The following is a 23,286-nucleotide window of genomic DNA, read 5'->3' on the forward strand; positions in this document are numbered from 1 at the left end:
CACTTCCTGCACTTCACCCTGTAGGTGTCCATCTTGATGAAGCCCATTTTCGTGCCGAGATCGAGCGTCCGCCATACCCTCTGTTCCCGGCCGTTGTCGTAGAGTTTCCCTTTTCGCCCGCAACAGCCGCACCTGCTGGCGTTGCCCTTGGTGAGTCTTACCGTGATGGTGACCGTGGTATCGGTTTGTTCCTGCTTGACGACTGAACAGCCGTTGACATTGAAGATGGATTTGTATAATTTTGACATGGGCTTTTTCTTCTGTTTTTTTTGGCGATTAAATTTTAGAAAATAGCCCATTTTTTGTTTAATTTAGGCGAATGTCAACAAAAAAGGGTGGCGAAGCCACCCACACATGTTGATGAAGAGCCAAGAAATTCTTGAATTTATAAATGCCGATTATAGGGATAATCATGATGAACTTGCTGAAGGACTTGTTCATCGAAGACTTATTGGACAAACATCTTCTGACGTCATTGACTTTATTGAACGACTTGAATTTTATGATTATCAAGAGGATTACAAAATTCGCCTGATTGCCTGTAAATACGGAAAGCAAATTGGTAGCGAGAATGAATTAGTTGCTTTAACATCAAAGATAGCCAAATTCTGCAAGAAGAATGCCTATAAGGAATTTTATTTTGGTCTATTGGCCGGGTATCTTTTTGAAAGGAATAAATTCCCGCAAATTGTTGATTTGCTGAAAGTGTTAATGAAACAGGGATTGGACGCAGATGAATTTTTATATAGAACAATATCTGATAGTTCCATATATAGTATTCAGAGTTATGAACTTCTGAAGGTTTGTATTAAGGAAAAGAATTGTTCTAAATATGCCAATATTATCGCATCCTTCGTTTTAAATTTGAATCAATCTTTCTTGAAGTTTGTTGAAGACGATTGGAATGAATGGTCAGATTCAAATAGATCGTTATTTTTAAATCGTTTGATAGAGAATATCTTGGTCTCGGAAAGAAAATGGAATAATACTACTTTTGAATGGAATGAAAGTAGTGCAAATTGGCTTGTTGATAAGATTGCTTTGATTGAAGATTTGAATGTTTTTGATCATTCAACACACTACTTTGAGGAAAAAGCATCCCTGTTTAAGGAAGTGAAAAATATTCAATGGTTATGTGAGATCTTTGAAAAAAGACAACATTTAGGCCTTAATCTTAGCCATGATTTTTCTCTAACATATTTTGTAAGGTCTGATTTTAATGTTGAAGAACAAAATGCTTTCATAAAAATTATAGAAATGCTTCTGAACGAAAATGCTCCTTACAGATTTGAGGAAGAAATCGTAAAGATTGATCCAGAAAACAGGTGCCTAAGTAGAATTGTAGTTGAAAAATTCAATTGTGCAAAGACTGATGATGAAAGGAAATGTTTTGCTAGCATTGCTGGTTATTTAAGGGATGAAAGTCCTGCGTGGATGGATATTTCTGCTGTCGTATGTAGATATACTAGAAAATTGACGAAGGAAGAAAAACGAAGATTTTGGTCAATGTTGACTTGGAAAGGAATTGAAACGTATACTTGTGCATTAGGACAAGTTCCCCAAAAGCACTATGATGAGGTAGAGCACTTTAAAAAAATGTTAAGCGAAGAAACCCTTCCTGAAAGAAGAAAGTTTTGGCAAATACAATTAGAAGGTGCGGAATCTTATTTGGAATTTGAAGAACAAAGAGCCAAAGCGCTAAGGGGAGAGTAAAATTTGCACCTTTGTAAAATTTTCTTCCCCCTCTTGCCAAAATCGGCTTATTAGCTAGATTACCTCCTGACGCACTTAACCCTAGAAAGGTTAGGTGCGTCTTTTTGTTATATGGCTTTGTTGATTCTGCTTGCCGTATTCTAAAGACGTCTCTAATTGTATTTGCGATTTAAAGGAGGCTCTATGGCTAAAAGTGAAAAGAACTCTACAGAAACATTTGAAGTCCTAGAGGGTAAACCTATTGAGGATAAGGACCTTGAAAAGGTTTGGTTAGAGATGCCTATTGCGCAACGAATATTACGTATTCGTGGACAATATGTGATGCTGGATCGTGACTTGGCTGATATTTATGGGGTTGAAACGAAAGCGTTGAAACAATCTGTAAAACGTAATTTGGAACGTTTTCCGGAAGATTTTTGCTTTGAATTGTCCAAGGAAGAATCTTTAAGGTACCAATTTGGCACCTTAAAGAATGGACGCGGTCAGCATTCAAAATACTTGCCGTATGCATTTACGGAACAGGGTATTGCAATGCTGTCTGGTGTATTGCATAGTGAAATTGCGGTAAATACCAGTATTGAAATTATGCGGGCTTTCGTTTATATGCGTCATGTCATGAAAAAAGATCAAGTCTTAGATTACATGGATTCGCTCGAAAAAGAAGACGAAAAATTGGCTTCGTTTGTGAAAACTTACGAGGCTCTGTCTTCGTTCTTGACTGATTTTGATTTCATGAAGGATTCTTTGGGGCTGACGCAGAAGGACATTGCCGATAAAATGGGAACGACGCAAAGTGCGATTTCTCGCATCGCGTCGCTGAAAACGAATCCCTCCTACAAGCAGTTGCTGAAAATGGCAGAGGCTGTCGGCGGGAATTTGTACATCACTCCAATGAAGGACATGACAGTCCAGGTTCCGTACGATTTGCAGGAAACTGTTCGGAAGTTGGCCGAAGGTGAAGACAAGACGACGAACGAATACCTTGACCGGGTGGTTCGAGATGCAATTGAACTAGAACTAGCCGGTTACTTGAATCGAACACTTGCCTTGAACAAGGCTTGCGAATCAAAGGTGAAGTACAAGTGCGATTCTAAACCAAAAATTTGAAACTCTCCAAGCAGTTTGAATAGCAGAAAAAAGTCTTGACAAATCTGTTCCGGGAATGTATATTGTAGTGCACAAGTGAGTAGGAAATAATGAAGGTATGTCGAACGAACTAGCCAAGCAGATATCGTATATTCTTTACAGTAGTCCTGAAGAAGATGTCAAGGTCATGGCCTTGGTCAAAGACGAGACCATCTGGCTGACGCAGAAGGCTATGGCCGAGTTGTTTGACTGTTCGACGGACAACATCAGTTTGCACTTGAAAAATGTTTTTGCCTCTGGAGAATTGGAAAAGAAATCAGTTACCGAGGAAATCTCGGCAACTGCCAGCGACGGCAAAAACTATAGAATGAATTTCTACAATCTCGATGCAATTATTTCCGTCGGTTATCGTGTAAATTCTGCGAAGGCCACAAAGTTCCGCATTTGGGCTACGGGAATCCTGAAGGAATACATCAAGAAGGGTTTTGTGCTCGACGACGAGCGCTTAAAGCAGGGCAACGCTGTTTTCGGCAAGGACTACTTCAAGGAACTTTTGGAAAGAGTCCGATCTATCCGTGCGAGCGAACGCCGCATTTGGCAGCAGATAACGGATATTTTTGCCGAGTGTTCCATAGACTACGACAAGGATTCAGAAATAACGAAAAAGTTTTTCGCCACGGTTCAGAACAAGTTCCACTATGCGATAACAGGGCAGACTGCTGCAGAAATCGTGTACGAGAGGGCCGACCACAAAAAAGAGCACATGGGGCTTACGACTTGGAAAAATTCTCCGAGCGGCCGTGTGCTGAAAAGCGATGTGAACATTGCCAAGAATTATTTGTCAGAAAAGCAGATCCGTCAGCTGGAACGTGCGGTGAGCGGTTATTTTGACTACATCGAAGACTTGATAGAGCGGGAGATTGCTTTTAACATGGAGCAGTTTGCCGCAAGCGTGAACGAGTTCTTGGAATTCAGGCGCTACGATATCCTTGATGGCAATGGAAAAGTCTGCCGAGACCAGGCGGACGAGAAAGCTTTTGGGGAATACGAGATTTTCAATCGCACGCAAAAGATTGACTCTGATTTCGACAAGGTAATCCGGAAAATAAAGAAGAATTAGGGGCTTTTACCCTAAAATCGCCATTTTGCCTATTGCGCAGAAAAATAATGAATTTATTTTTACGGCATGGCCTTCAAAGAAGCTGATTTAGAGATTGCTATCAAGGATCTCCTTGTTCAGGAGGGGTATTCCTATATTCCTGGGGAGCAGATTGCCCGTTCCGAAGAAGATGTCCTGATAGAATCGGACTTGCGGGAATATCTGCATCGCAGGTATGATGTCGAGGGCATTACCGATAATGAAATCCAGCTTCTTGTGATGGAGTTGCGTTCTTTGGCCGCAAGCGACCTTTACGAGAGCAACAAGAAGTTCTGTACATGGCTTTCTGACGGTTACATGCTCAAGCGCGAAGACCCGAAGCAGAAGGATATTCTTATTGAACTGATTGATTATTCAGCATTAGGGGAACACCGAAAGGCAGGCTTTGGCCTGGATTCCGAAGATTCCGATGTTGCCTTGGCTGCCGATGTTCAGGCAAAGTACAGCGCAGACCATAACATTATCAAGTTTGTAAACCAGCTGGAAATAGTCGGCCCAGGGAACGAAAAGCGTATTCCCGATGGAATTCTTTACGTGAACGGCCTCCCTCTTGTCGTTTTTGAATTCAAGAGTGCCGTTCGTGAAGACGCCACTGTGTTCAATGCCTTTGAACAGTTGACAGTTCGTTACCGCCGTGATATTCCCCAGCTGTTCGTCTATAACGCCTTCTGTGTCTTTAGTGATGGCGTTAATAACAAGGCCGGAAGTTTCTTTGCCAAGTACGATTATTATTACGCCTGGCGTCGTGTTGGTTTTAAGGATAAGCGTGTTGATGTCGAGGGTATCGAAAGCCTTTATTCCATGATTCAGGGAATGTTTGGCCGTAAGCGTCTGCTGGATATTTTCAAGAATTTCCAGTATTTCCCGGATAGCAGTAAAAAGGAACTGAAGGTTCTTTGCCGTTATCCGCAATATTACGCCGCACGCTCCTTGTACGAGAACATTTGCAAGGCCCGCAAGCCTGCCGGAAACGGTAAGGGCGGTACTTATTTTGGAGCAACGGGTTGTGGAAAGAGCTATACCATGCTCTTCTTGACCCGATTGCTGATGCGTTCCCAGGAATTCAAGAGCCCGACTATTATCTTGATAACAGACCGCACCGATTTGGATGACCAGCTTTCTGGCTTGTTTGTTGGCTCCAAGAAGTACATCGGCGATGAACGTGTCGAAAGTGTTGAAAGCCGAGCAGACCTTCGTGAAAAGTTGAAGGGCCGCAAGAGTGGGGGAGTGTTCCTTACCACAATCCAGAAGTTCAGTGAAGATATTGAACTCTTGACGGACCGCAACAATGTGGTTTGCATTTCTGACGAAGCGCATAGAACTCAGACCAACCTGGATCAAAAAGTTACTGTGACCGACAAGGGTGTAAAGACCAGCTATGGCTTTGCACGCTATCTGCACGATTCCCTGCCTAATGCAACTTACGTGGGCTTTACAGGAACGCCTGTAGATGCCACGCTGGAAGTATTCGGTCGTGAAGTGGATATCTATACAATGACGGAATCCGTGAAGGATGGCATTACGGTGCCAATCGTTTACGAAGGTCGTGCCGCCAAGGTGGTGCTGAACAATTCCGTTCTAGAAGATATTGAAAAGTATTACGATAAAGCTGCGGAACAAGGTGCCAACGAATACCAGGTGGACCAGAGCAAGCGCGAAATGGCCCAGATGGGCGTTATCCTTGGTGACCCGGACCGTTTAAAAGCCGTTGCCGCAGACTTCGTTGCCCATTACGAAGCCCGCATCGAGGAAAAGTCTTCGGTCCGTGGCAAGGCCATGTTCGTTTGCTACAATCGCAAGATTGCTTATCAGCTTTATAAGAACATCTTGGAACTTCGCCCTGATTGGGGTACGGCAAAGGCCTTTGATGAATCTCTGTTTGTTCCGGGAGAGGAACTGAGCGACAAGGAAAAGCGAGAGCTGAAGCCTGTTGAACGCATCAAGATGGTCATGACCCGCAACAAGGACGATGAAAAGGCTTTGTGGGATTTGCTTGGAGATAAAGACGATCGCAAGGAACTGGACCGCTTGTTCAAACAGGAACGCTCCAATTTCAAGATTGCCATTGTGGTGGACATGTGGCTGACCGGCTTTGATGTGCCTTGCCTTGACGCTATCTACATTGATAAGCCTATTCAGCAACATTCCTTGATCCAGACAATTTCTCGCGTGAACCGCACCTTTGCCGGCAAGGACAAGGGCATTGTTGTGGATTACATCGGTATCAAGCGCAGAATGAACCTTGCTTTAAAGCAATATGGTGCTGGTTCTGAACAGAATGTAGAAGACATTTCTGCTGCCATTACGGAATTCCGCAATCACCTGGATTTGCTCGACCGCCTGATGCATGGCTTTGATGCTTCCGCCTATTTTAAATCTGTGGGCGAGGGGGCCGAGCTCAAGAAACTGGAATGCCTGCGCCAGGCTCAGGAATATGTTCAGAAGACGAAAGAGAATGAAGCCCGCTTTATGGGCTTGTCTCAGCGTTTGAAGGCCTCCTATGACATTTGCGTGGGTAACGAAAAAATTGAGCAGGCTGAGCGCAATAAGGCACATTTCTATTTCGCAATCCGTTCTATCATTCATAAGCTGACAAAGGGCGATGCTCCCGATACTGCCCAGATGAATGCCCACGTTCGTGAGATGATTGCCGCCGCCCTCCAGAGTGATGGTGTTGAAGAAGTCTTGAAGCTGAACGATGAAAATGCCGAAAATTCTGTCCAGAACATCTTTGACAAGGAATACCTGGATCACATCAACCGCATCAAACTTCCGAATACAAAAATCAAACTTCTTCAGATGCTTTTGAAAAAAGCTATTGGCCAAATTCGCAAGGTCAATAAGATCAAGGGTGTCGATTTCACCAAGAAAATGCAGGCGTTGGTTGAAACATACAACGACCGCACCGAACAGGATATATTGAAGAGTGAAGTCTACGAAGAAATGGCGGAGACCCTGACCAACATGATCATGGAAGTCCGAGCCGCCTTCGATGCCGGTGATGACAAGGGCTTAAGCTTCGAAGAAAACGCCTTCTATGACATTTTGAAGATGCTCTGCGATAAGTACCACTTTACTTATCCCGAAGACAAGCTGATTGCCTTGTCCAAGGAAGTAAAGAACATCGTAGATGATGTTGCCGCATACCCAGACTGGAATAAGAAAGACGACATCAAGTCTATGCTCAAGGTGGATCTAATCATCAAGTTAGACGAATTCGGCTACCCGCCCGTAGAACGCGACGAAGTCTACGGCGAAATCTTCGAACAGGCCGAGAACTTCAAGAAGAATAGATGATTCTTGAATGTTAGAGACGTTTTATAAGTTTTAAAGAGTTTTATATGTCCGAAAAATACGAACTTTCTCCGAAAACAATTGATTCAATTCTTGGCTTCATCAATTCAGGTGAAGTTGCCATTCCTGAAATTCAACGTCCGTTTGTATGGAAGCCAAAGCAGGTTCGTGATTTGATTGATTCCTTGTATAATGGTTATCCTGCTGGCTATTTGATTATCTCTCAAAGTCCCAATATGCGTTTGAAAGATGGAACTCTTTCGGAAGGCAAGAAGATTATGATTGATGGTCAACAGCGTGTTACGGCCATGATGACTGCTATTTTAGGTAAGGAAGTTCTCAATGAGGATTTTGAGAAGAAAACCATAAAGATTTCTTTTAATCCATTTGCTGAAGAAGGTGAAGAAACCTTTAAGGTTCAGGACAACGCAATTCTTAAAGATAAGAAATGGATTCCAGATATTTCAGTTGTATTCCAAGCGGATTTTGATTCGTTTGATTTTGTTGAAAAATATTGTGAAATAAACTCGGATGTTAAGAAAAGTGATTTCAACAAGAAAATTCAGCAACTACTTGCCATAAAGACTCGCTCTATTGGCATAATCACTTTGAATAAAGATCTTTCAGTTGACGAAGTTACCGAAATCTTCATTCGCATAAATAGCCGTGGCGCAAAGCTGAACCAGGCCGACTTTGCCATGTCAAAGATTGCGTCGGACGAAAAGAATGAAGGACGCTTGTTGCGTAAGGCTATCGACTATTTCTCCCATTTGGCTGTTCAGCCAGAATGGTATGCCGAAATGTGCAAGGACGCTGAATTTGCCGGCACCGAATATGCAAAGAAAATGGAATGGCTCAAGAATGATACCGAAGCTATCTATGATCCTAGCTATTCCGATATGCTTCGCGTTGCCTTTATGTACAAGTTCAATCGCGGTAAAATGAAGGACTTGGTCGCATTGCTGAGTGGTCGCGACTTTGAAACTCGTGAATTCAAGGAAGAAATTGCCGAAGAATCCTTTAAGAGCTTGAAAGACGGCGTAATGGATTACATGAACGAGTATAACTTCAAACAGTTTACTCTCGCCATTAAGGATGCTGGTTTTATCTCCAACAAGTTGATGAATTCCGATTTGACATTGGATTTCGCATACACTCTTTACTTGCTCTTGCATAATTCCGATGTCGACAAGACCCAGGTAAAACGCTATGTGCAAAAGTGGTACGTGCTCGCGACACTTACAAGCCGCTATATCGCATCTCCGGAATCTGCCATGGATCTGGATTTGCGTCGCATCAGCGAAAAGGGCTTCTGCAACTATCTAGAAGAAATTGAGCGAGCAGAACTTTCTGATGTATTCTGGAATGACGGCCTTGTTCAGAATTTTGAAACCACAGCTGTAAATAGCCCTTATATCAATGTTTACTGGGCTGCACAAGTCCGCATGAAAGACGATGCCCTGTTCACAAAGAACTGTGCCGTTTCAAACCTGATTTCTGTCATTGGCGATGTCCACCATATTTTCCCAAAGAAGTATCTGCAGAAAAATGGCATAGGCGAAAAGACCAGATACAATCAGGTTGCCAACTATACTTATTTGGATACCCCCACAAACATCGCAGTAGGGGACGATGCACCCAACGCCTATTTCACCAGAGCTCTCGACCAAATTCAGAATGGTTGCCCTGCGGGTGAAAAACAAATCGGCAACATCGCTACCGTTGATGAATTCAACCAGAACCTCGCCACAAACTGCATCCCCGCCGCAATCAAAGACTGGACTTACGAAAACTACGACCAATTCCTCCTGGAACGCCGTAAGTTAATGGCGCAGAAGATTAGAGAGTATTACGAAGGATTGTGAAATGACTGATTTTAATGTTCGCTATGCTGGATGATTCCCAGGTTGTTCTGGAAGAATCAAAACTTTTCGAGTAATTTCCTATGTCCATTCTAGATTCCATTTTTAACAAGCACTTTGGTCCTGTATTCCTTAAAGAAAAGAGCAATGCAGAAGAATTCATCGAAAAGATGAAGGCTTTATCCGCTAATGCATCTGGCGATTTGAAGAATGATATCGAGGAACAAATTGCCGCGGCCGAAGCAGGTCTTTACGGGGAACGTCAGATTGTTTTCGAACTGAAGAATAGCGGCCTGGATATGTATGTGCTGCATGATATCTATCTTGAAAAGAATGGATTGTCTGCGCAGATAGATTTTCTTGTGATGACCCGTCAGCATATTTTTGTAATCGAATGCAAGAATCTTTATGGCGACATTGAAATTGACGAAAAGGGCAACTTTATTCGCCATATGAGTTTTGGCAAGCGTTACAAGAAGGAGGGCATCTATTCTCCGGTAACGCAGAATGAACGTCACTTGAATGTCCTCAAGGAAGTCCGCTTCGAGGCCAAAACCAACATTTTGACTCAAAAGATCTTCGAAAGCACTTTTTCCCAGAATTACCTTTCCATGGTGGTTCTTGCTAATCCGAAAACTGTATTGAACGACAAGAATGCGCCTGCTGATGTCAAGTCAAAGGTTATGCGCGCAGACCAGATTGTTGCCTATATCAAGGCCGCTGATGCCAAAAACGAAGACGCAAACTGGACCGAATCCGATATCCGTGAAACTGTTCAATACTTCTTGGACAAAAGCTTGCCCAACAAGTCTGATTACGCCAAGAAATATGAGGAACTGCTTGCCGCACAGTGCGCCCAGGAATCGAAGAAAGGGGAGGCACCTGCGTCCGCATCAACTGAAGAATCCGGCAAAATCTGCCCCAAATGCGGTAAGCCAATGGTGTTGCGCACCGCCAAGAAAGGGGAGAATGTCGGCCAACAATTCTGGGGCTGCTCTGGATTTCCAAAGTGCTGGTATAGAGAGACTTAGTAAGCGACGATGAATCCCTCCTCCAACATATCTCAGATAATGGCTGATGCCACAGCAAACGCTATTGGCGTTTTGTTGCCGTATATATTGATTGCTTTAGCCATATCAATTCTGCTGGGTATTCTTCGAAAAAGGCCCGAGTTTGCTGGAATTGGATGCCTAGGCGTTCTTGTTTTGGGAGCGTTGGTAGCCTTAGGGCAGTTTATAAAGGCTCATTCCACGGTTTTCATCGTTGTTGGCTTGCTTATAGCTTTAGTGCTACTTATTGTTGTGATTTCCTGCTGGGATGAAATCAAGGAAAAAGTCTCAACTGAGGTGGATAATGCCCAATATAGGGCCGAAACAAAACGAGAGTTAAATCGACAGATTGCTATCAATAGAGAAGAAACACAGTTTCAACCATATACCGATTTTGTTGGAAAGGTGGGGGAGCTCAACATTGCCGCCAGTATTGATGTTGCGTGCCATAGGGCTGGTAAGCATTATCGTATTTTGCAGAATGTCTATGTGCCAAGGGGCGGTGGAACAAGTGAAATAGATGTTCTCCTGCTTCATGAAACGGGAATATACGTCATCGAAAGCAAAAATCTATCTGGCAGCATATATGGCGAGAATCGATATTCGCAGTGGCTTCGTTATAAGCGAAATGAGGAAATTCCTGATCAGTTCCCGAATCCGGTTCGACAAAATGAAGGGCATATTAAGGCGTTATGCCACTTCTTGAATATACAGGCTGGTCATATTCCTGTTTACAGCTATATTGTGTTTGGAAACAAGGCGAATATTGAGCACGTAGAACCGGTTCCGACAGCGAACATTATGTCTTTGTGGTCTTTGGAAAGCCGGATGCTTAATTCTTTAAACTTACTGGATCCGATTATTCCTCCAGAAACCATTGACCGTTGGCATTTTATGCTTCAGCGTTGCGTAAATGTGTCTGATGCGGTAAAGAAAGCGCACAAGGATAGAACGACCCAGCGTTTTCAGAGATTCTCGTGAATTATGCGGAGACTGGCCAAAGTGAAATAGTTATATTCTTGCGGTAATTAAATTATGACTTTATCAAACGTCGCAAAAGTTTCCAGCTGGAATGCAGAAAAAGGTTATGGTTTTGCCATTGCCAACGGTAAGAAGTATTTCGTACACAAGAGTGCTTTAGGGCCTATTAGCCGCAATCCTCAGGTTGGTGATACCATTGTCGTAACACAATTCCTAGAAACTCCCAAGGGAGCGCGAATATCTTCTGGCGTTTTAGAAGGTGTTCCTTTGAGACAGGTAGTTCATGATCGAAACACCTATGTTCCTGGGTATTATCGCAAGAGAAAATTGAAATATGCCTTAGCAATTCTTGTCTTGTCTATTCCCTTTATGCTATTGAATCAATGCACTACGCAATCCACGAAAAATAAAAATGAGCCGGTCATCCATAATTCAGAACAGGCAATTCCGGAAGCTTTGAATTTTCAAGGATCTTCTGTCAATGAACCATCTTACCTTTGCGACGACCGCATTTATTGCAGCCAGATGAATAGCTACGAAGAAGCTCTGTTCTTCTTAAAGAACTGCCCAGGAGCTAAAATGGATGGCGATGGCGACGGTATTCCCTGCGAGCGTCAGTTCGGAAGGTAAAAACATCTATCCTCGATCCCAGAGTTTGTCTTCGTCATAAACGATGTTTTCGTCTGCGTCAATGCCTCAAATGTCGCCCGCAAGGCGACATACTTTGTTCAATTTTACAAGTTCTTTCCAGAGATTTTCCATGCAGTGAGTGGAAAATCTTTGATGTGATTGCTCTCTTGGATGCATCAATTAATTGCGGTTGAAATTTTCGTCCACAAAAACTTTTCATACAACCATTTTGTTGACGTCAACAAAATGGTCTTAAAAATACTTCCGATTCATCGCTTCAAGTAATTCCTCGTTAAGAGTATTATCTAAATCGGGAATCACGCTGTCAATGGAACAATAGGGGCAAAGCGCAGTGTCTTCGCCATCATCTGTCCACTCCGTGATTTCAGACGGAGCGAACAATCGTTTGCAATAGAAACATCCGCATCGAGTTGTTGTGGACAAAACGCCCCTGTTCCTAAAGCTGAGCTTATGCAGCTTATCGAAATTCATATAAAGTAATATAGTCATTTTGGCATCTTTTAAGTGGATTATTTTTTGACAATCAAAGTACTTGAAATTTCTCTTGCATTTGCATATATTTCATTCTGTAATTCATCAATCCTTGTGACAGTCGACATAGACTTACAAAAGTCCGTACGTGCATTCGCGGCAAGGTTCATTAACCATCTGGTTGATGTTGTTGGATAGCTGGCAGGAGACGCAGCCTGCTCGAGAGCGTAAGTTCGCCGCAAGGTGAAATTGCGCCAGGTAACGCCGGAGAATACCTCCGCCAACAACAAAACTAGAACATCTTCATAATCAAAAGTATGCTATCGATCATCTTCCCGGCGTGGGGAAAATGATGTTCTTTGCCGTTGTGGTTCTGCGGAATCACGACATAGGAGATTTTTATGGTAAAAAAGGTTGTTGGCGTGGGCCGCGCTGTTTTCCAAAATGTGAAACGCTGTCTCACAAATTGACTTGGAGTCATTAGCGAGGAGGGCAAGATGGATAAGGTCAGTCCGATTTACAATAATATTGTTCAGCAGATCAAGTCTGCTATTCTTGAGAGTCAGCTGGAGTCCGCCCGAGCAGTCAATCAGCAAATGCTTTCTCTGTATTACGCCATTGGTCAGTTTGTTTCGGCGAATTCACGGGAAGGTACCTGGGGAACCGGCGCAATCGAGACAATCAGTGCGCAGCTTAGACGCGAAATGCCCGGACTGAGGGGATTTTCAGCGACAAGCATTAAGAAAATGCGTCAATTTTACGAGAAATGGGAAGAGTTTTTAAATCGCCCGCCAATGGCGGGCGAATTGGAAAAGGCTGAATTTGACATAAAAACGCCAATTATACCCATTCACGCTCTAATAAACTTAAATCGTTCGCCAATGGCGGAAGTTTTGAACTTCTCCGATTTCCTTGCACTCAGTTTTTCACATCATATGGAGATTTTAGAGAAAACGGATTCTGTAGAGGAACGAGCGTTTTACATCCACCAGGCCGTTTTGAATCATTGGGACAAGTACACCCTGCGGGAATACCTTAAGGCAGACCTGTTTCATCACCAGGGGCAGATATCCAACAATTTCGCGTTGACACTCCCGAAAACGCTCCATACGCAAAAGGCCATTTCGATGTTCAAGGACGAGTACCTCCTGGATTTTATCAATGTGGAGGAATTGGGGGAGCGCAACCCGCAGGATATTGACGAACGCGTGGTTGAAAAAGCCATTGTCCAGAATGTCAAGAATTTCATTTTGACCTTCGGCAAGGATTTTACGTATGTGGGCCATCAGGTTCATATCGAAAAATTTGAACACGACATGTGGGTGGACCTGCTCTTTTTCAATCGAGAATTGCGCAGCCTTGTCGTTGTCGAACTTAAGACGGGCGAGTTTAAGCCATCTTATTTAGGCCAGCTGGCTGCTTACATGCGGGTGTTGAATGATGACGAACGCAAGTCTACTGAGAATCCTGTAATTGGCATAATACTTTGTCAAAATGCCGACAAAACCTTTGTGGAATACTTGCTGCAGGATTATAACCAGCCCATGGGTGTAGCCACCTACAAGGCGATGCCTGAAAAACTTAAATCAGTCCTACCCGACGAAAAACTGCTCCTGGAGGCAATGCGCAAGTAAATCATTTTGCCGACGTTGGCAAAATGGTATCCCTTGGCTCCGGATCTGAACGTGAAATCAGCGATGTCAAGCTTTCTCGCTATGCCTGCTATTTCCGGATATGAGGGTTGCGCCGAGAAATCTTTGGAATATGAAAAAATTCTATGAGCGTTTTTCTGAAAGTTCGCCAAAAGTGCAACAGGCTGTCGCACTTTTGACATGGGGGCAAAATCTTTTTCTATGCAAATAACGTTTTAAGATATCAACCTGAGCAATTTCAAATGTCACAAATTGCCCAATGTTTTATATCGCCAAATTATGGAGGTAAAAATGCTTGATAATAATGATGAACAAAGGCTAAGGACCTATCTCAAGGATACGCTTGCAAATAATGATTCTTTGGTTATTCCGAAAGTCATTTTAGAAGTTGCCGATATGGTCGGAATCGAGAAAACCGCCGAGTTGTCTGGGCTGAGTATTGAAAATGTGAACAAAAGTATTTCTCTTGCCAAGATTCAAAAGGAACTTGAACCTTTTCCTGACCCGTATAAGATTCCTCCATCTTTAAATATGGATCTTAAAAGGCTGTGTGAATATGCTCAAAAGTCTGGTAAGAAAATTGGAGAACTTTCCTATGTAGAAATGCTGGATTTTATTAAGTGAAAATATTTCAAAAAAGATTCGCTTTACGCAATTGTGAATACAGAGTGTTCACAATTGAATTGGACTAAGTATGATTGATTGTCGCCCAAAGTGACCGAAAGCATATGCATGATGCTTTGGACAAGTTTATTGATAAGGCGTTGGTTATATATGTATAAGCCAGAAAATGTTGTAATTAAGGACGATGCGTCTGATTCCTGGGAAGATACGGACTTGTTTAAAAAACGTTTCACGGAATCAACTCCCGGTGAAATGATTTTCGCCAGTCGTGATATGCGCGGCTGGTCTCAAGCTGCACTGGCAGAGAAACTTGGCAATTCTCCACACTATGTTTCGGATCTTGAAAACGGGCGTCGAGCGGTGTCCAAGAAAATGGCTATTGCGCTTGGCAAGGTTTTTGAATGCGACCCGTCAATATTCTTTGAATTTTGATCATTTTGTTGGCGTCGACAAAATGAATCGCTTTACCTAATTGTGAACGCAGTGCATTCATAATTGCCTCGTTGATGATTTTTCATTTATTTACTATAAATGAATGCAAGAGGTGTTTATGGACAAGAAGTTCTTTTTTTCGTTAGGGTTAGCCATGATGGCTGCCATCCAGGCCTTTGGCGCAACCTATTATGTGGCTGTTGACGGTAACGATAGTGCCGTCGGTTCCAAGGAAAAGCCTTTCGCTTCCCTCAACAAGGCAAACGCCGTTGTGAAGGCGGGCGATACGGTCTGGGTTCGTGGGGGAGTCTACGACCTGAACGACACGGTTTACTACAAGCGCTACGAGATGACGGCGGGCATTCTTTTGACCGCCAGCGGTGAAAGCGACAACAAGCGTATTTATTATTTCGCATACCCTGGGGAGCGCCCGATTTTTGACGGCACAAATCTCCCTATCGGTCAAGCCTGTAGGAACAAGGGAACCATCGACAGCGTCATGACGACGTCTCCCATTGTGGTGGCGGCAAAATACCTGCATCTGAAGGGTTTCGAAGTGCGTAACACCCCCATGAAGTGCAATTCCAATTCCGGCATTTTCCTTTACGCCAGTAAGCATATTATTCTGGAACAAATCGACAGCCATCATAATGCGGGCCCGGGAATTTTCATTCATGACGGAGCCTCTGGAGGCGGTGGCCATCTTGTGTTGAATTGCGACGCCCACGACAATTACGACCCCACGGGCTGGCAGGGCGATGGCGAAAATGCCGATGGCTTTGGCGTACATTATCAGTACGATGGCGATACTACAAGATTTGTGGGATGCCGTTCCTGGTGGAACAGCGACGACGGCTATGACGTTCTTGCGCAGGAATTCCCTGTCATTGTAGAAAACAGTTATGCCATGGGCAATGGTTATATCAAGTATGGAACCGCAACGCCTCCGGGAGTAAATGGCCACGGCTTCAAGATGGGTTACAGTCGTACAGGTGCCGGCCATCATATCATCAGGAATTGTGTGGCCTGGAATAACGTAGCTAACGGTTTTTATTCCAATTATACCAATGCTGGAAGCACTTGGATCAACAACACCGCTTATAAAAACGGAGACCGCTCATTCGGCATGGCCTCCACAACTTATGATGTGGATTTGAATCGCACAGCAGATGTGATGCCCTTGCTTGGCGACAACGCCCACGTGCTGAAGAACAACATTGCCATCCCGAATAAGAATTCCCAGATTGGATCTTGCTGGATGAAGGATGCAACTCACGATGTGTATGTGGATTGCCCTGCCGGCGAAAACAACACCTGGAACTTGAAGCTGGATTTGACGGAAGATGACTTCATGAGTCTCGACGATCCCAGCTTGACGGTGACGGGCGAGGACCTCTCCAAGATTCCTGGAATTTTGGGTCCGCGAAATCCTGATGGCAGTGTTCCTGATTTGAACTTCCTGAAACTGAAGGAAGGCAGCCGCGCCATCGACAAGGGCGAAAACATTGGCCAGTCTTTTGTAGGGGAGGCCCCGGACCTGGGCGCTTATGAATTTGGAATCATCAAGTCCAGCAGTTCTGTTGCATCTAGTAATTCCGTCGCGGAATCCAGCAGCTCCGACAGCACGACTTCCATCAACACGAACGTCGCAACATTGAAGGTGATCTCTGGCGAAGCAACCGTATTCGACTTGCAAGGCCGCTACCTGGGAAAAATGCAATTGGAAAAAATCAAAACTCCCGGCATCTACCTCATCCGCCAGGGAAACCATCTGCAAAAAGTCCACGTGAAGTAGATGCGAATACAGCTCCGAAAACCTTCAAAAAGGTTCAACATAAGTCAGATCAGCTATATCAAAGAATCGTTCGGATAGTATTTTCTTTAAAGAATTCGCACTCCTCGTCATTGCATAAATGGGCGAGGGGGAGTTTCATGTTCACGTGGAAAACGTGGGAGATTTCCTTAGTTTCGGCATTACCGTAGGACTTAAAGACGTGGGGGAGGTTCAGCCTTGAAAGAGCCTTGTCCATTTGGTGGTTCTGCAATTTCAGGAAGTCGTACTCACCCGTCATTACGAAGGCTGGCGGAAAATTGACCGTCAGATAGTCCATCGCGTTCATGTATTCGCAACATTCTTCCAGATGTTCACCGAACAGGTCCAGCATGATGTCGGCGTGATTGTCGCGGTCTTCCGTCAAGTCGTATACGCCGCAGTTCAAGGCAACAGCCCGCGGAACAAAACCTGCCGGCGGGTTGATTGCCGCTGGCTTCCCGAACCATTCCTTGGAAGCGTCCTGGACTTTCTTGGCGTATTCCGGATTCACGCAATAAATTGAATAAAGTGCCGCGTAGTTTGCTCCGGCGGAATCTCCCACCATAAAGATGTTCTCGGTATCCAGATTGTACTTGCCGGCATTTTCCAGGACCCAGTGCAACACGGCGTCTGTATCTTCCAGGGCTGCCGGGAACTTGTATTCGGGAGCAAGCCTGTAGTTGAAATTCACGCAGGCAAATCCACGCTGGGCAAGGCTCATCAGGTAGTACTTATAGGATTCCTTTTGGCCGTACACGAAGGCTCCGCCATGAACGCTGATGATTACCGGTAGCTTCTGCGCGGCATCCTTGGGAATGTATAGATCCAGCAGATTCCAGTCCCCGAATTTCCCGTACGGAATATCCTTGAACGCAATCACGTCTGCAGGCTCCACGAGCCCGGCATCACGGGACTGGTCGGCTGCAAGCCATTCAACACGATATTTTTCACTGGTCTGGGACATAAGAACCACCTATATTTTAAAATGAATTTAGAATGATTTCTTTAATAAAACAGGCTGTTTTAACCAAATATCCGCCTCCCCTGTACCTAGAAATATTTGTTCTATAATGCGGATTATGTAAACTAAATAATCTAAAATAAAATATGGCTTTTGAATTTTTTGCAAAAGGGATTGCATTCTGGAGAGTTTTATACACCTGTAAAGGAAATATCTTTGTCTCGTGGTGATAACGATGTTTGGAGATAAAGATGTTTGGAAAACTCTTGTCGGTTTCTTCCCTGTTGGTTTTGGCTGGGACTGCGTTAGCTCAGCAACCAATAATCACGACTAACTACACGGCAGACCCGGCTCCCATGGTGCATGGGGATACGCTCTACCTTTACACGACCCACGACGAAGATGACGCCGAAGGGTTCGTGATGTACGATTGGCTGTTGCATACTTCCACGGACATGGTCAACTGGACTAGCCACGGGGCTGTGGCATCCTTGAACGATATCAAGTGGAGTACCAAGACCAATGGCGCCTGGGCTGAACAAGTGGTGGAACGGGATGGCAAATGGTTCATGTACGTTCCTATTCACGGTAACGGAATTTCTGTTCTGGTAGCAGACAATCCCTACGGCCCCTTCAAGGATCCTCTGAACAAGGCTTTGGTTTGGCAGCGCGAACATTGGAACGATATCGACCCCACCGTATGGGTTGACGATGACGGTCAGGCCTACATGTACTGGGGCAATCCGGATCTCTACATGATCAAGCTTAACGAAGATATGATCAGCACTTCCGGCAATATTGTTACCCACCCCAAGGTCAAAGATTACCAGGAAGGCCCTTGGTTCTACAAGCACGACAGCCATTATTACATGGCCTTTGCTTCCACTTGTTGTGCCGAAGGTATCGGTTATGCCATGAGCGACTCCCCCACGGGTCCCTGGACCTACAAGGGCGACATTATGCCCCACTCCTCCCGCAGCAACGGAAACCATCCGGGTATTATTGATTATAAGGGAAAATCCTACGTCTTTGGCCATCATTATCAACTTTGGCATCAAAAATCCGACAAAATGGGCCTAAAATTCCAGCATAAGGAACGCCGTTCTGTTGGCGTTGCCGAAATGAAGTATAATGCTGACGGAACTATCCAGAAGATCGACTGGTGGCCGGATAATGGCGTGGCCCAGCTGGAAGATTTCAACCCCTACAAGCGCGTAGAAGCTGAGACCATGTCTTGGGGCGAAGAAGTGAAGGTCCGTAAGAGCGGTGCCGCCGGCAATACGGTTCTTACCAATCTTACCGACGGCAAGTACACTAAGATCAGCGGCGTGGAATTCGGTGACGCCGGCGCAGAGTCTTTCTCTGCTTCAGTCTTGAGCGTCAAGAGGGCATCTTCTGTTACGGTTCGCTTGGACAAGGTGGATGGTCCCGTAATTGCTAAGGCTGAATTCTCCAAGGACGGCCTTGTGACTGTGCCTGCCGAAGGAGCCGTTGGCAAGCATGACGTATTCTTCATGTTCGCTGGAGATTTCGAGGCTGATTACTGGGAATTTGAAGACAGCAAGACTGCTGTTCCCCAGGGCCCCTTCTGCGAGGCTTTGCTGAAGGATCCCGAAGCCGAGTGCGAATTGCCGGTTATCGGGGCTACGGTCGAAGGCAAGAAGAACATCATCGAATTCGAAAACTACGATGTGGGCGGTGCTGGCAAGGCCTACTACGACATGGATACAGAAAACAAGGGTGGAAAGTACCGCGAAGATCGGGTTGACGTGGTTGCCATCAAGAGCGAAAATGGCGATGGTTATGCCATCGGTTACACCCAGAAGGGCGAATGGCTGGAATACACCGTGAATGTGGAAGTTGACGAAGCCCTCCCCTACGAGATTTCCTACGCGACCGGCATGGAGCGCGCCGGTATCCAGCTCTTCATGGATGACGAACCTATCACCGATGAACTGGAACTGGTGGGAACCGGAGATTTCGACGTGTACACCACATTCAAGGGCAAGACTACCAAGGAACTGGCCAAGGGCGAGCATGTGCTCAAGGTTCTAATGACGACCGACTATGTCAATCTTGACAAGATTGCTTTTGGCACTGCGGAACTCCATACAGACTTTTTGATGGAATCCCCTAGACTGGCAAAGAGGGGATTGCATGAATTCAAGGTCTTTGACCTGATGGGACATCAGCTTGGAATGTTCAAGCTGAACGATGCATCCCTGGTTGTTGATTTTAAGACGGAACTGAGAAACGCCGGATTCAATAATGGAGTTTACATAGTCCGATACGCCTCGGGACGGGCTTTAAGAATCAACTTGGAACGATAATTTAACCTTTCCGTTATTTATCCCACTGGGGCTGCGCACTTCCCCGGTGGGACTTTTTTTACTGAAAACACTACTATCATGTTTGATTGTAATGTGCCGGATTTTCCGGCGGCATGAATTTAGCAAGGTTGACGTCTTTTGAGGTCGTTTTTGGGGGTTGGACGTTCACTTTGCAAACAGTTGTTTGCAAAATTCTTCATTTTTTTTATAAAAATTCCCATTCCTAGCTTGATTTCGTCATTGTTTCAAATAGAAACATTTCTTTCTGATAATCCATTTGGCACGTTTTTTGCAAAATATGGGTGAAATTTAAACACAAGGAATTAATATGGCCGACGAAAATTTGCAGGAACCCTCCGCTGAAGAACGCGCAAAGTTTGAAGAAGATGTACTTAAGGCAGCCCAGGACGCCATGAAAATGGAAGCCGAGGCCAATGCCGAAGCCAGTTCCGAAGAAGCATCCGCAACCCAGGACTCCCCTGCCGACGCCCAGGCTTCTGAAACGGCGGAACCTGCCGCAGAACAGGCTCCCTCCGCCGAGGATTCCCTGAAGGCTGAACTTGCTGCCGCCAACGACCGCAACCTGCGTCTGATGGCCGAATTTGACAACTTCCGCCGCCGCAGCGCCCGCGAACAGCTTGAAATCATTGAAACTGCCAACGGCAAGCTCCTGGAAAAGCTTTCTGAAGTGCTGGATAACTTCGAACGCGCCTTTGCCGCCGAAAACAAGGCCAAGGACCTGGATACCTTTGAAAAGGGCATGCAGATGATCCACGATCAGTTTGCAAAGGTTCTCACCGACGCAGGTCTCGAACAGCTGGACCCCACCGGCCAGGAATTCGACCCCAACTGCCACGAAGCCCTGATGCAGCAGCCTTCCGAAGAAATCCCCGAAAATCACGTGGTGACGGTCTTTATGAAGGGTTACAAACTGAAAAATAAGATCCTGAAGCCCGCCAAGGTGATTGTTTCATCTGGCAAGGCATAATAAGGAATTGTTTCAAATTAAAACATTTTGCTGTTTGGCACGGGATTTGCTTTTAACTCGGCGAAACAGATTGGTTCTCAGAATGAACCGCAGACTTTAAATAGGAGACTCAAAAATGAGCAAGATTATCGGTATCGACCTTGGTACAACCAACAGCTGCGTTTCCGTTATGGAAGGTGGCAAGCCCGTAGTGATCGCAAACGCAGAAGGTTTCCGCACTACTCCGTCTATCGTTGCTTTCGGCAAGACTGGCGAACGTCTGGTTGGCCACGTTGCTAAGCGTCAGGCTATTACCAACCCCGAAAAGACCATTTACTCCATCAAGCGTTTCATGGGTCGCTCCGCTGGCGAATGCTCCGCTGTGGAAAAGAACATGCCGTACAAGCTCGTTGGTACCGGTTCCGATCCTATCCGCGTGCAGATCGACGACAAGCAGTTCGCTCCTCCCGAAATTTCCGCTGCAGTTCTTCAGACCATGAAGAAGATTGCTGAAGACTACCTGGGCGAAACCGTTTCCCAGGCTGTGATTACCGTTCCGGCTTACTTCAACGACGCTCAGCGTCAGGCTACCAAGGACGCCGGTAAGATCGCTGGCCTTGAAGTTCTCCGTATCGTGAACGAACCGACCGCTGCAGCCCTCGCCTACGGCCTCGACTCCAAGAAGAGCGAAAAGGTTGCCGTGTATGACCTTGGTGGTGGTACCTTCGATATCTCCATCTTGGAAATCGACGACGGTATGTTCTCTGTGAAGTCCACCAACGGCGACACCATGCTTGGCGGTGACAACTTCGACGAAGTCATCATTGACTGGATCAACGACGAATTCAAGAAGGAAAATCCGTCCATCGACCTGAAGAAGGACAAGATGGCTCTCCAGCGTTTGAAGGATGCTGCTGAAAAGGCAAAGATTGACCTTTCTGCTACCACTTCTACCAACATCAACCTCCCCTTCATCACCGCTGACGCAACTGGCCCCAAGCACTTGGACCTGACCCTCAGCCGTGCAAAGTTCGACCAGCTGACCGCTCACCTGGTGGAACGCTCCATGGAACCCTGCCGCAAGGCTATCGCAGACTCTGGCCTCAGCCTGTCTGAAATCGACGAAGTGATCCTGGTTGGTGGTTCTACCCGTATCCCGGCCGTTCAGGAAGCTGTTAAGAAATACTTCGGCAAGGAACCCAACAAGACTGTGAACCCGGACGAAGTCGTGGCTATCGGTGCTGCTGTTCAGGGTGCTGTTCTTAGCGGCGACTCCGCTGTGAAGGACGTTCTCCTCCTCGACGTGACCCCGCTTTCTCTGGGTATCGAAACTCTCGGTGGCGTCATGACCAAGCTCATCGACCGCAACACCACCATCCCCACCAAGAAGAGCCAGGTGTTCTCTACCGCTGAAGACAACCAGCCGGCAGTGACCATCCATGTTCTCCAGGGTGAACGTGAATTTGCTCGCGACAACCGTACCCTCGGTAAGTTCGACCTCACCGACCTCCCGAAGAAGCCCCGCGGCGTTCCTCAGATCGAAGTGACCTTCGACATCGACGCTAACGGTATCGTCCACGTTTCCGCTAAGGACAAGGAAACCGGCAAGGAACAGTCCATCAAGATTACTTCCTCCAGTGGCCTCTCCGAAGACGAAATCAACAAGATGGTGAAGGACGCCGAAGCAAACGCTGCCAAGGATAAGGAACAGCGCGAACTGGTGGACGTCAAGAACCAGGCCGAACAGATGGCTTACCAGGTCGAAGCTCAGCTCAAGGAAGTTGGCGACAAGCTGCCGGCCGACACCAAGGCTCAGATTGAAGCTGCTATCCAGGAAATCAAGGACAAGAAGGACAACGGTACCAAGGAAGAAATCAAGGCCGCTATGGACAAGCTCCAGAACATGATGAGCTCCATGGCTCAGGCTGCCGGTGCCGCTGGTGCACAGCCGGGTCCTCAGCCGGGTGCTTCTGAACAGCCGAAGTCCGACAAGAAGAACGACGGTCCGGAAGTTGTCGACGCTGAAGTCGTTGACTAATTAACAGGTACGAGGTCGCTCGCAAGCTCGCTTTCAGGGCGCTACGCTTTGAGGTATGAGCTGTGAGCAGGCCTTGCAAATGGTGTTTTCCTGTCTTTTTGAGGCAGGAGCACCTTTTTGCTATAAAGTTCTAAATAACCTCAAAGCACCGTAAGGTGCGACCTCATTGCTCAAAGGGAGCCGAAGGTGACCGACCTGAAAGC

Annotated in this window: 19 protein-coding genes and 2 pseudogenes; 18 read left to right on the forward strand and 3 right to left on the reverse strand. The window is 45.7% G+C overall.

The window, feature by feature from the left end; all coding sequences use genetic code 11:
• A partial coding sequence (locus MMG03_RS14120) for a transposase family protein (protein WP_249505554.1) occupies nt 1-248 on the reverse strand: 248 nt, incomplete at its 3' end.
• 106 nt (nt 249-354) lie between these two features.
• On the opposite strand from MMG03_RS14120, the gene MMG03_RS14125 reads away from it, so the two are divergent.
• The 8 genes from MMG03_RS14125 to MMG03_RS14160 all read left to right on the forward strand — a co-directional run bounded on the left by MMG03_RS14125 (nt 355) and on the right by MMG03_RS14160 (nt 11,774).
• Nucleotides 355-1,713: a hypothetical protein gene (locus MMG03_RS14125; protein WP_249506563.1), complete on the forward strand. Its 1,359-nt coding sequence runs from the start codon at nt 355-357 to the stop codon at nt 1,711-1,713.
• Between the two features lie 183 nt (nt 1,714-1,896).
• Nucleotides 1,897-2,820, forward strand: a complete 924-nt coding sequence (locus tag MMG03_RS14130) for an ORF6N domain-containing protein (protein ID WP_249506564.1) — start codon at nt 1,897-1,899, stop codon at nt 2,818-2,820.
• A gap of 97 nt (nt 2,821-2,917) precedes the next feature.
• Complete coding sequence (locus MMG03_RS14135; protein WP_249506565.1) at nt 2,918-3,919, forward strand: virulence RhuM family protein; 1,002 nt, start codon at nt 2,918-2,920, stop codon at nt 3,917-3,919.
• Nucleotides 3,920-3,985: 66 nt separating this feature from the next.
• The gene (locus MMG03_RS14140; RefSeq protein WP_249506566.1) at nt 3,986-7,255 is read left to right on the forward strand and encodes a type I restriction endonuclease subunit R; all 3,270 of its coding nucleotides are present in this window, start codon (nt 3,986-3,988) and stop codon (nt 7,253-7,255) included.
• 44 nt (nt 7,256-7,299) lie between these two features.
• Nucleotides 7,300-9,117: a DUF262 domain-containing protein gene (locus MMG03_RS14145; protein WP_249506567.1), complete on the forward strand. Its 1,818-nt coding sequence runs from the start codon at nt 7,300-7,302 to the stop codon at nt 9,115-9,117.
• Between the two features lie 80 nt (nt 9,118-9,197).
• Nucleotides 9,198-10,145, forward strand: coding sequence for a nuclease-related domain-containing protein (locus tag MMG03_RS14150; protein ID WP_249506568.1), 948 nt, complete (start codon nt 9,198-9,200; stop codon nt 10,143-10,145).
• A 39-nt stretch (nt 10,146-10,184) separates the two neighbouring features.
• Nucleotides 10,185-11,144, forward strand: coding sequence for a nuclease-related domain-containing protein (locus MMG03_RS14155; RefSeq protein WP_249506569.1), 960 nt, complete (start codon nt 10,185-10,187; stop codon nt 11,142-11,144).
• A 54-nt stretch (nt 11,145-11,198) separates the two neighbouring features.
• Nucleotides 11,199-11,774, forward strand: coding sequence for an excalibur calcium-binding domain-containing protein (locus tag MMG03_RS14160; RefSeq protein ID WP_249506570.1), 576 nt, complete (start codon nt 11,199-11,201; stop codon nt 11,772-11,774).
• A 252-nt stretch (nt 11,775-12,026) separates the two neighbouring features.
• Here the strand turns inward: MMG03_RS14160 and MMG03_RS14165 are convergent, their stop codons facing one another.
• Nucleotides 12,027-12,266 (reverse strand): cytoplasmic protein, encoded by a 240-nt coding sequence (locus MMG03_RS14165; RefSeq protein WP_249506571.1) that lies wholly within the window; start codon nt 12,264-12,266, stop codon nt 12,027-12,029.
• Between the two features lie 497 nt (nt 12,267-12,763).
• Between MMG03_RS14165 and MMG03_RS14170 the strand changes: the two genes are divergently transcribed.
• The 6 genes and pseudogenes from MMG03_RS14170 (at nt 12,764) to MMG03_RS14185 (ending at nt 16,769) form a co-directional block, all read left to right on the forward strand.
• Nucleotides 12,764-13,900, forward strand: a complete 1,137-nt coding sequence (locus MMG03_RS14170; RefSeq protein WP_073286850.1) for a YhcG family protein — start codon at nt 12,764-12,766, stop codon at nt 13,898-13,900.
• Nucleotides 13,900-13,992 (forward strand): annotated as a pseudogene (locus MMG03_RS16200) (DNA damage-inducible protein D); the annotation flags it as partial. The gene MMG03_RS14170 and the pseudogene MMG03_RS16200, both read left to right, overlap by 1 nt.
• A gap of 8 nt (nt 13,993-14,000) precedes the next feature.
• The gene (locus MMG03_RS16205) at nt 14,001-14,129 is read left to right on the forward strand and encodes a DUF1016 N-terminal domain-containing protein (RefSeq protein ID WP_406600066.1); all 129 of its coding nucleotides are present in this window, start codon (nt 14,001-14,003) and stop codon (nt 14,127-14,129) included.
• An 80-nt stretch (nt 14,130-14,209) separates the two neighbouring features.
• Nucleotides 14,210-14,542: a hypothetical protein gene (locus MMG03_RS14175; protein WP_249506572.1), complete on the forward strand. Its 333-nt coding sequence runs from the start codon at nt 14,210-14,212 to the stop codon at nt 14,540-14,542.
• A 150-nt stretch (nt 14,543-14,692) separates the two neighbouring features.
• Nucleotides 14,693-14,974 carry a helix-turn-helix domain-containing protein gene (locus tag MMG03_RS14180; protein WP_249506573.1) on the forward strand — a complete coding sequence of 94 codons (282 nt, stop codon included), beginning with the start codon at nt 14,693-14,695 and terminating at the stop codon, nt 14,972-14,974.
• Between the two features lie 118 nt (nt 14,975-15,092).
• Entirely contained in the window at nt 15,093-16,769 is a 1,677-nt protein-coding gene (locus MMG03_RS14185; RefSeq protein WP_249506574.1) for a right-handed parallel beta-helix repeat-containing protein, read from the forward strand.
• Between the two features lie 58 nt (nt 16,770-16,827).
• Here MMG03_RS14185 and MMG03_RS14190 read toward each other — a convergent pair whose 3' ends face one another.
• Entirely contained in the window at nt 16,828-17,751 is a 924-nt protein-coding gene (locus tag MMG03_RS14190; RefSeq protein WP_249506575.1) for an alpha/beta hydrolase, read from the reverse strand.
• Nucleotides 17,752-17,999: 248 nt separating this feature from the next.
• Here MMG03_RS14190 and MMG03_RS16210 point away from each other — a divergent pair.
• The 4 genes and pseudogenes from MMG03_RS16210 to dnaK form a co-directional block, all read left to right on the forward strand.
• A pseudogene (locus tag MMG03_RS16210) lies at nt 18,000-19,304 on the forward strand (glycoside hydrolase family 43 protein); the annotation flags it as partial.
• Between the two features lie 165 nt (nt 19,305-19,469).
• Nucleotides 19,470-20,078: a carbohydrate-binding protein gene (locus tag MMG03_RS16215; protein WP_346348725.1), complete on the forward strand. Its 609-nt coding sequence runs from the start codon at nt 19,470-19,472 to the stop codon at nt 20,076-20,078.
• Nucleotides 20,079-20,406: 328 nt separating this feature from the next.
• Nucleotides 20,407-21,066 (forward strand): nucleotide exchange factor GrpE, encoded by a 660-nt coding sequence (gene grpE, locus MMG03_RS14200; RefSeq protein ID WP_073161490.1) that lies wholly within the window; start codon nt 20,407-20,409, stop codon nt 21,064-21,066.
• Nucleotides 21,067-21,181: 115 nt separating this feature from the next.
• Complete coding sequence (dnaK, locus tag MMG03_RS14205; protein ID WP_088665637.1) at nt 21,182-23,083, forward strand: molecular chaperone DnaK; 1,902 nt, start codon at nt 21,182-21,184, stop codon at nt 23,081-23,083.
• Nucleotides 23,084-23,286 lie beyond the last annotated feature (203 nt).

The sequence above is a fragment of the Fibrobacter sp. HC4 genome (assembly GCF_023373925.1).
Taxonomy (GTDB): Bacteria; Fibrobacterota; Fibrobacteria; order Fibrobacterales; family Fibrobacteraceae; genus Fibrobacter.

Excerpts from the sequence above, each read along its gene's own strand:
- dnaK (WP_088665637.1), top strand. The coding sequence starts at position 21,182 with ATGAGCAAGATTATCGGTATCGACCTTGGTACAACCAACAGCTGCGTT.
- MMG03_RS14140 (WP_249506566.1), top strand. The coding sequence starts at position 3,986 with ATGGCCTTCAAAGAAGCTGATTTAGAGATTGCTATCAAGGATCTCCTT.
- MMG03_RS14180 (WP_249506573.1), top strand. The coding sequence starts at position 14,693 with ATGTATAAGCCAGAAAATGTTGTAATTAAGGACGATGCGTCTGATTCC.
- MMG03_RS16205 (WP_406600066.1), top strand. The coding sequence starts at position 14,001 with ATGAGGGTTGCGCCGAGAAATCTTTGGAATATGAAAAAATTCTATGAG.
- MMG03_RS14165 (WP_249506571.1), bottom strand. The coding sequence starts at position 12,266 with ATGAATTTCGATAAGCTGCATAAGCTCAGCTTTAGGAACAGGGGCGTT.
- MMG03_RS14175 (WP_249506572.1), top strand. The coding sequence starts at position 14,210 with ATGCTTGATAATAATGATGAACAAAGGCTAAGGACCTATCTCAAGGAT.
- MMG03_RS14185 (WP_249506574.1), top strand. The coding sequence starts at position 15,093 with ATGGACAAGAAGTTCTTTTTTTCGTTAGGGTTAGCCATGATGGCTGCC.
- MMG03_RS14170 (WP_073286850.1), top strand. The coding sequence starts at position 12,764 with ATGGATAAGGTCAGTCCGATTTACAATAATATTGTTCAGCAGATCAAG.
- MMG03_RS14125 (WP_249506563.1), top strand. The coding sequence starts at position 355 with ATGTTGATGAAGAGCCAAGAAATTCTTGAATTTATAAATGCCGATTAT.
- MMG03_RS16215 (WP_346348725.1), top strand. The coding sequence starts at position 19,470 with ATGGATACAGAAAACAAGGGTGGAAAGTACCGCGAAGATCGGGTTGAC.
- MMG03_RS14155 (WP_249506569.1), top strand. The coding sequence starts at position 10,185 with ATGGCTGATGCCACAGCAAACGCTATTGGCGTTTTGTTGCCGTATATA.
- MMG03_RS14130 (WP_249506564.1), top strand. The coding sequence starts at position 1,897 with ATGGCTAAAAGTGAAAAGAACTCTACAGAAACATTTGAAGTCCTAGAG.
- MMG03_RS14190 (WP_249506575.1), bottom strand. The coding sequence starts at position 17,751 with ATGTCCCAGACCAGTGAAAAATATCGTGTTGAATGGCTTGCAGCCGAC.
- grpE (WP_073161490.1), top strand. The coding sequence starts at position 20,407 with ATGGCCGACGAAAATTTGCAGGAACCCTCCGCTGAAGAACGCGCAAAG.
- MMG03_RS14135 (WP_249506565.1), top strand. The coding sequence starts at position 2,918 with ATGTCGAACGAACTAGCCAAGCAGATATCGTATATTCTTTACAGTAGT.
- MMG03_RS14150 (WP_249506568.1), top strand. The coding sequence starts at position 9,198 with ATGTCCATTCTAGATTCCATTTTTAACAAGCACTTTGGTCCTGTATTC.
- MMG03_RS14145 (WP_249506567.1), top strand. The coding sequence starts at position 7,300 with ATGTCCGAAAAATACGAACTTTCTCCGAAAACAATTGATTCAATTCTT.
- MMG03_RS14160 (WP_249506570.1), top strand. The coding sequence starts at position 11,199 with ATGACTTTATCAAACGTCGCAAAAGTTTCCAGCTGGAATGCAGAAAAA.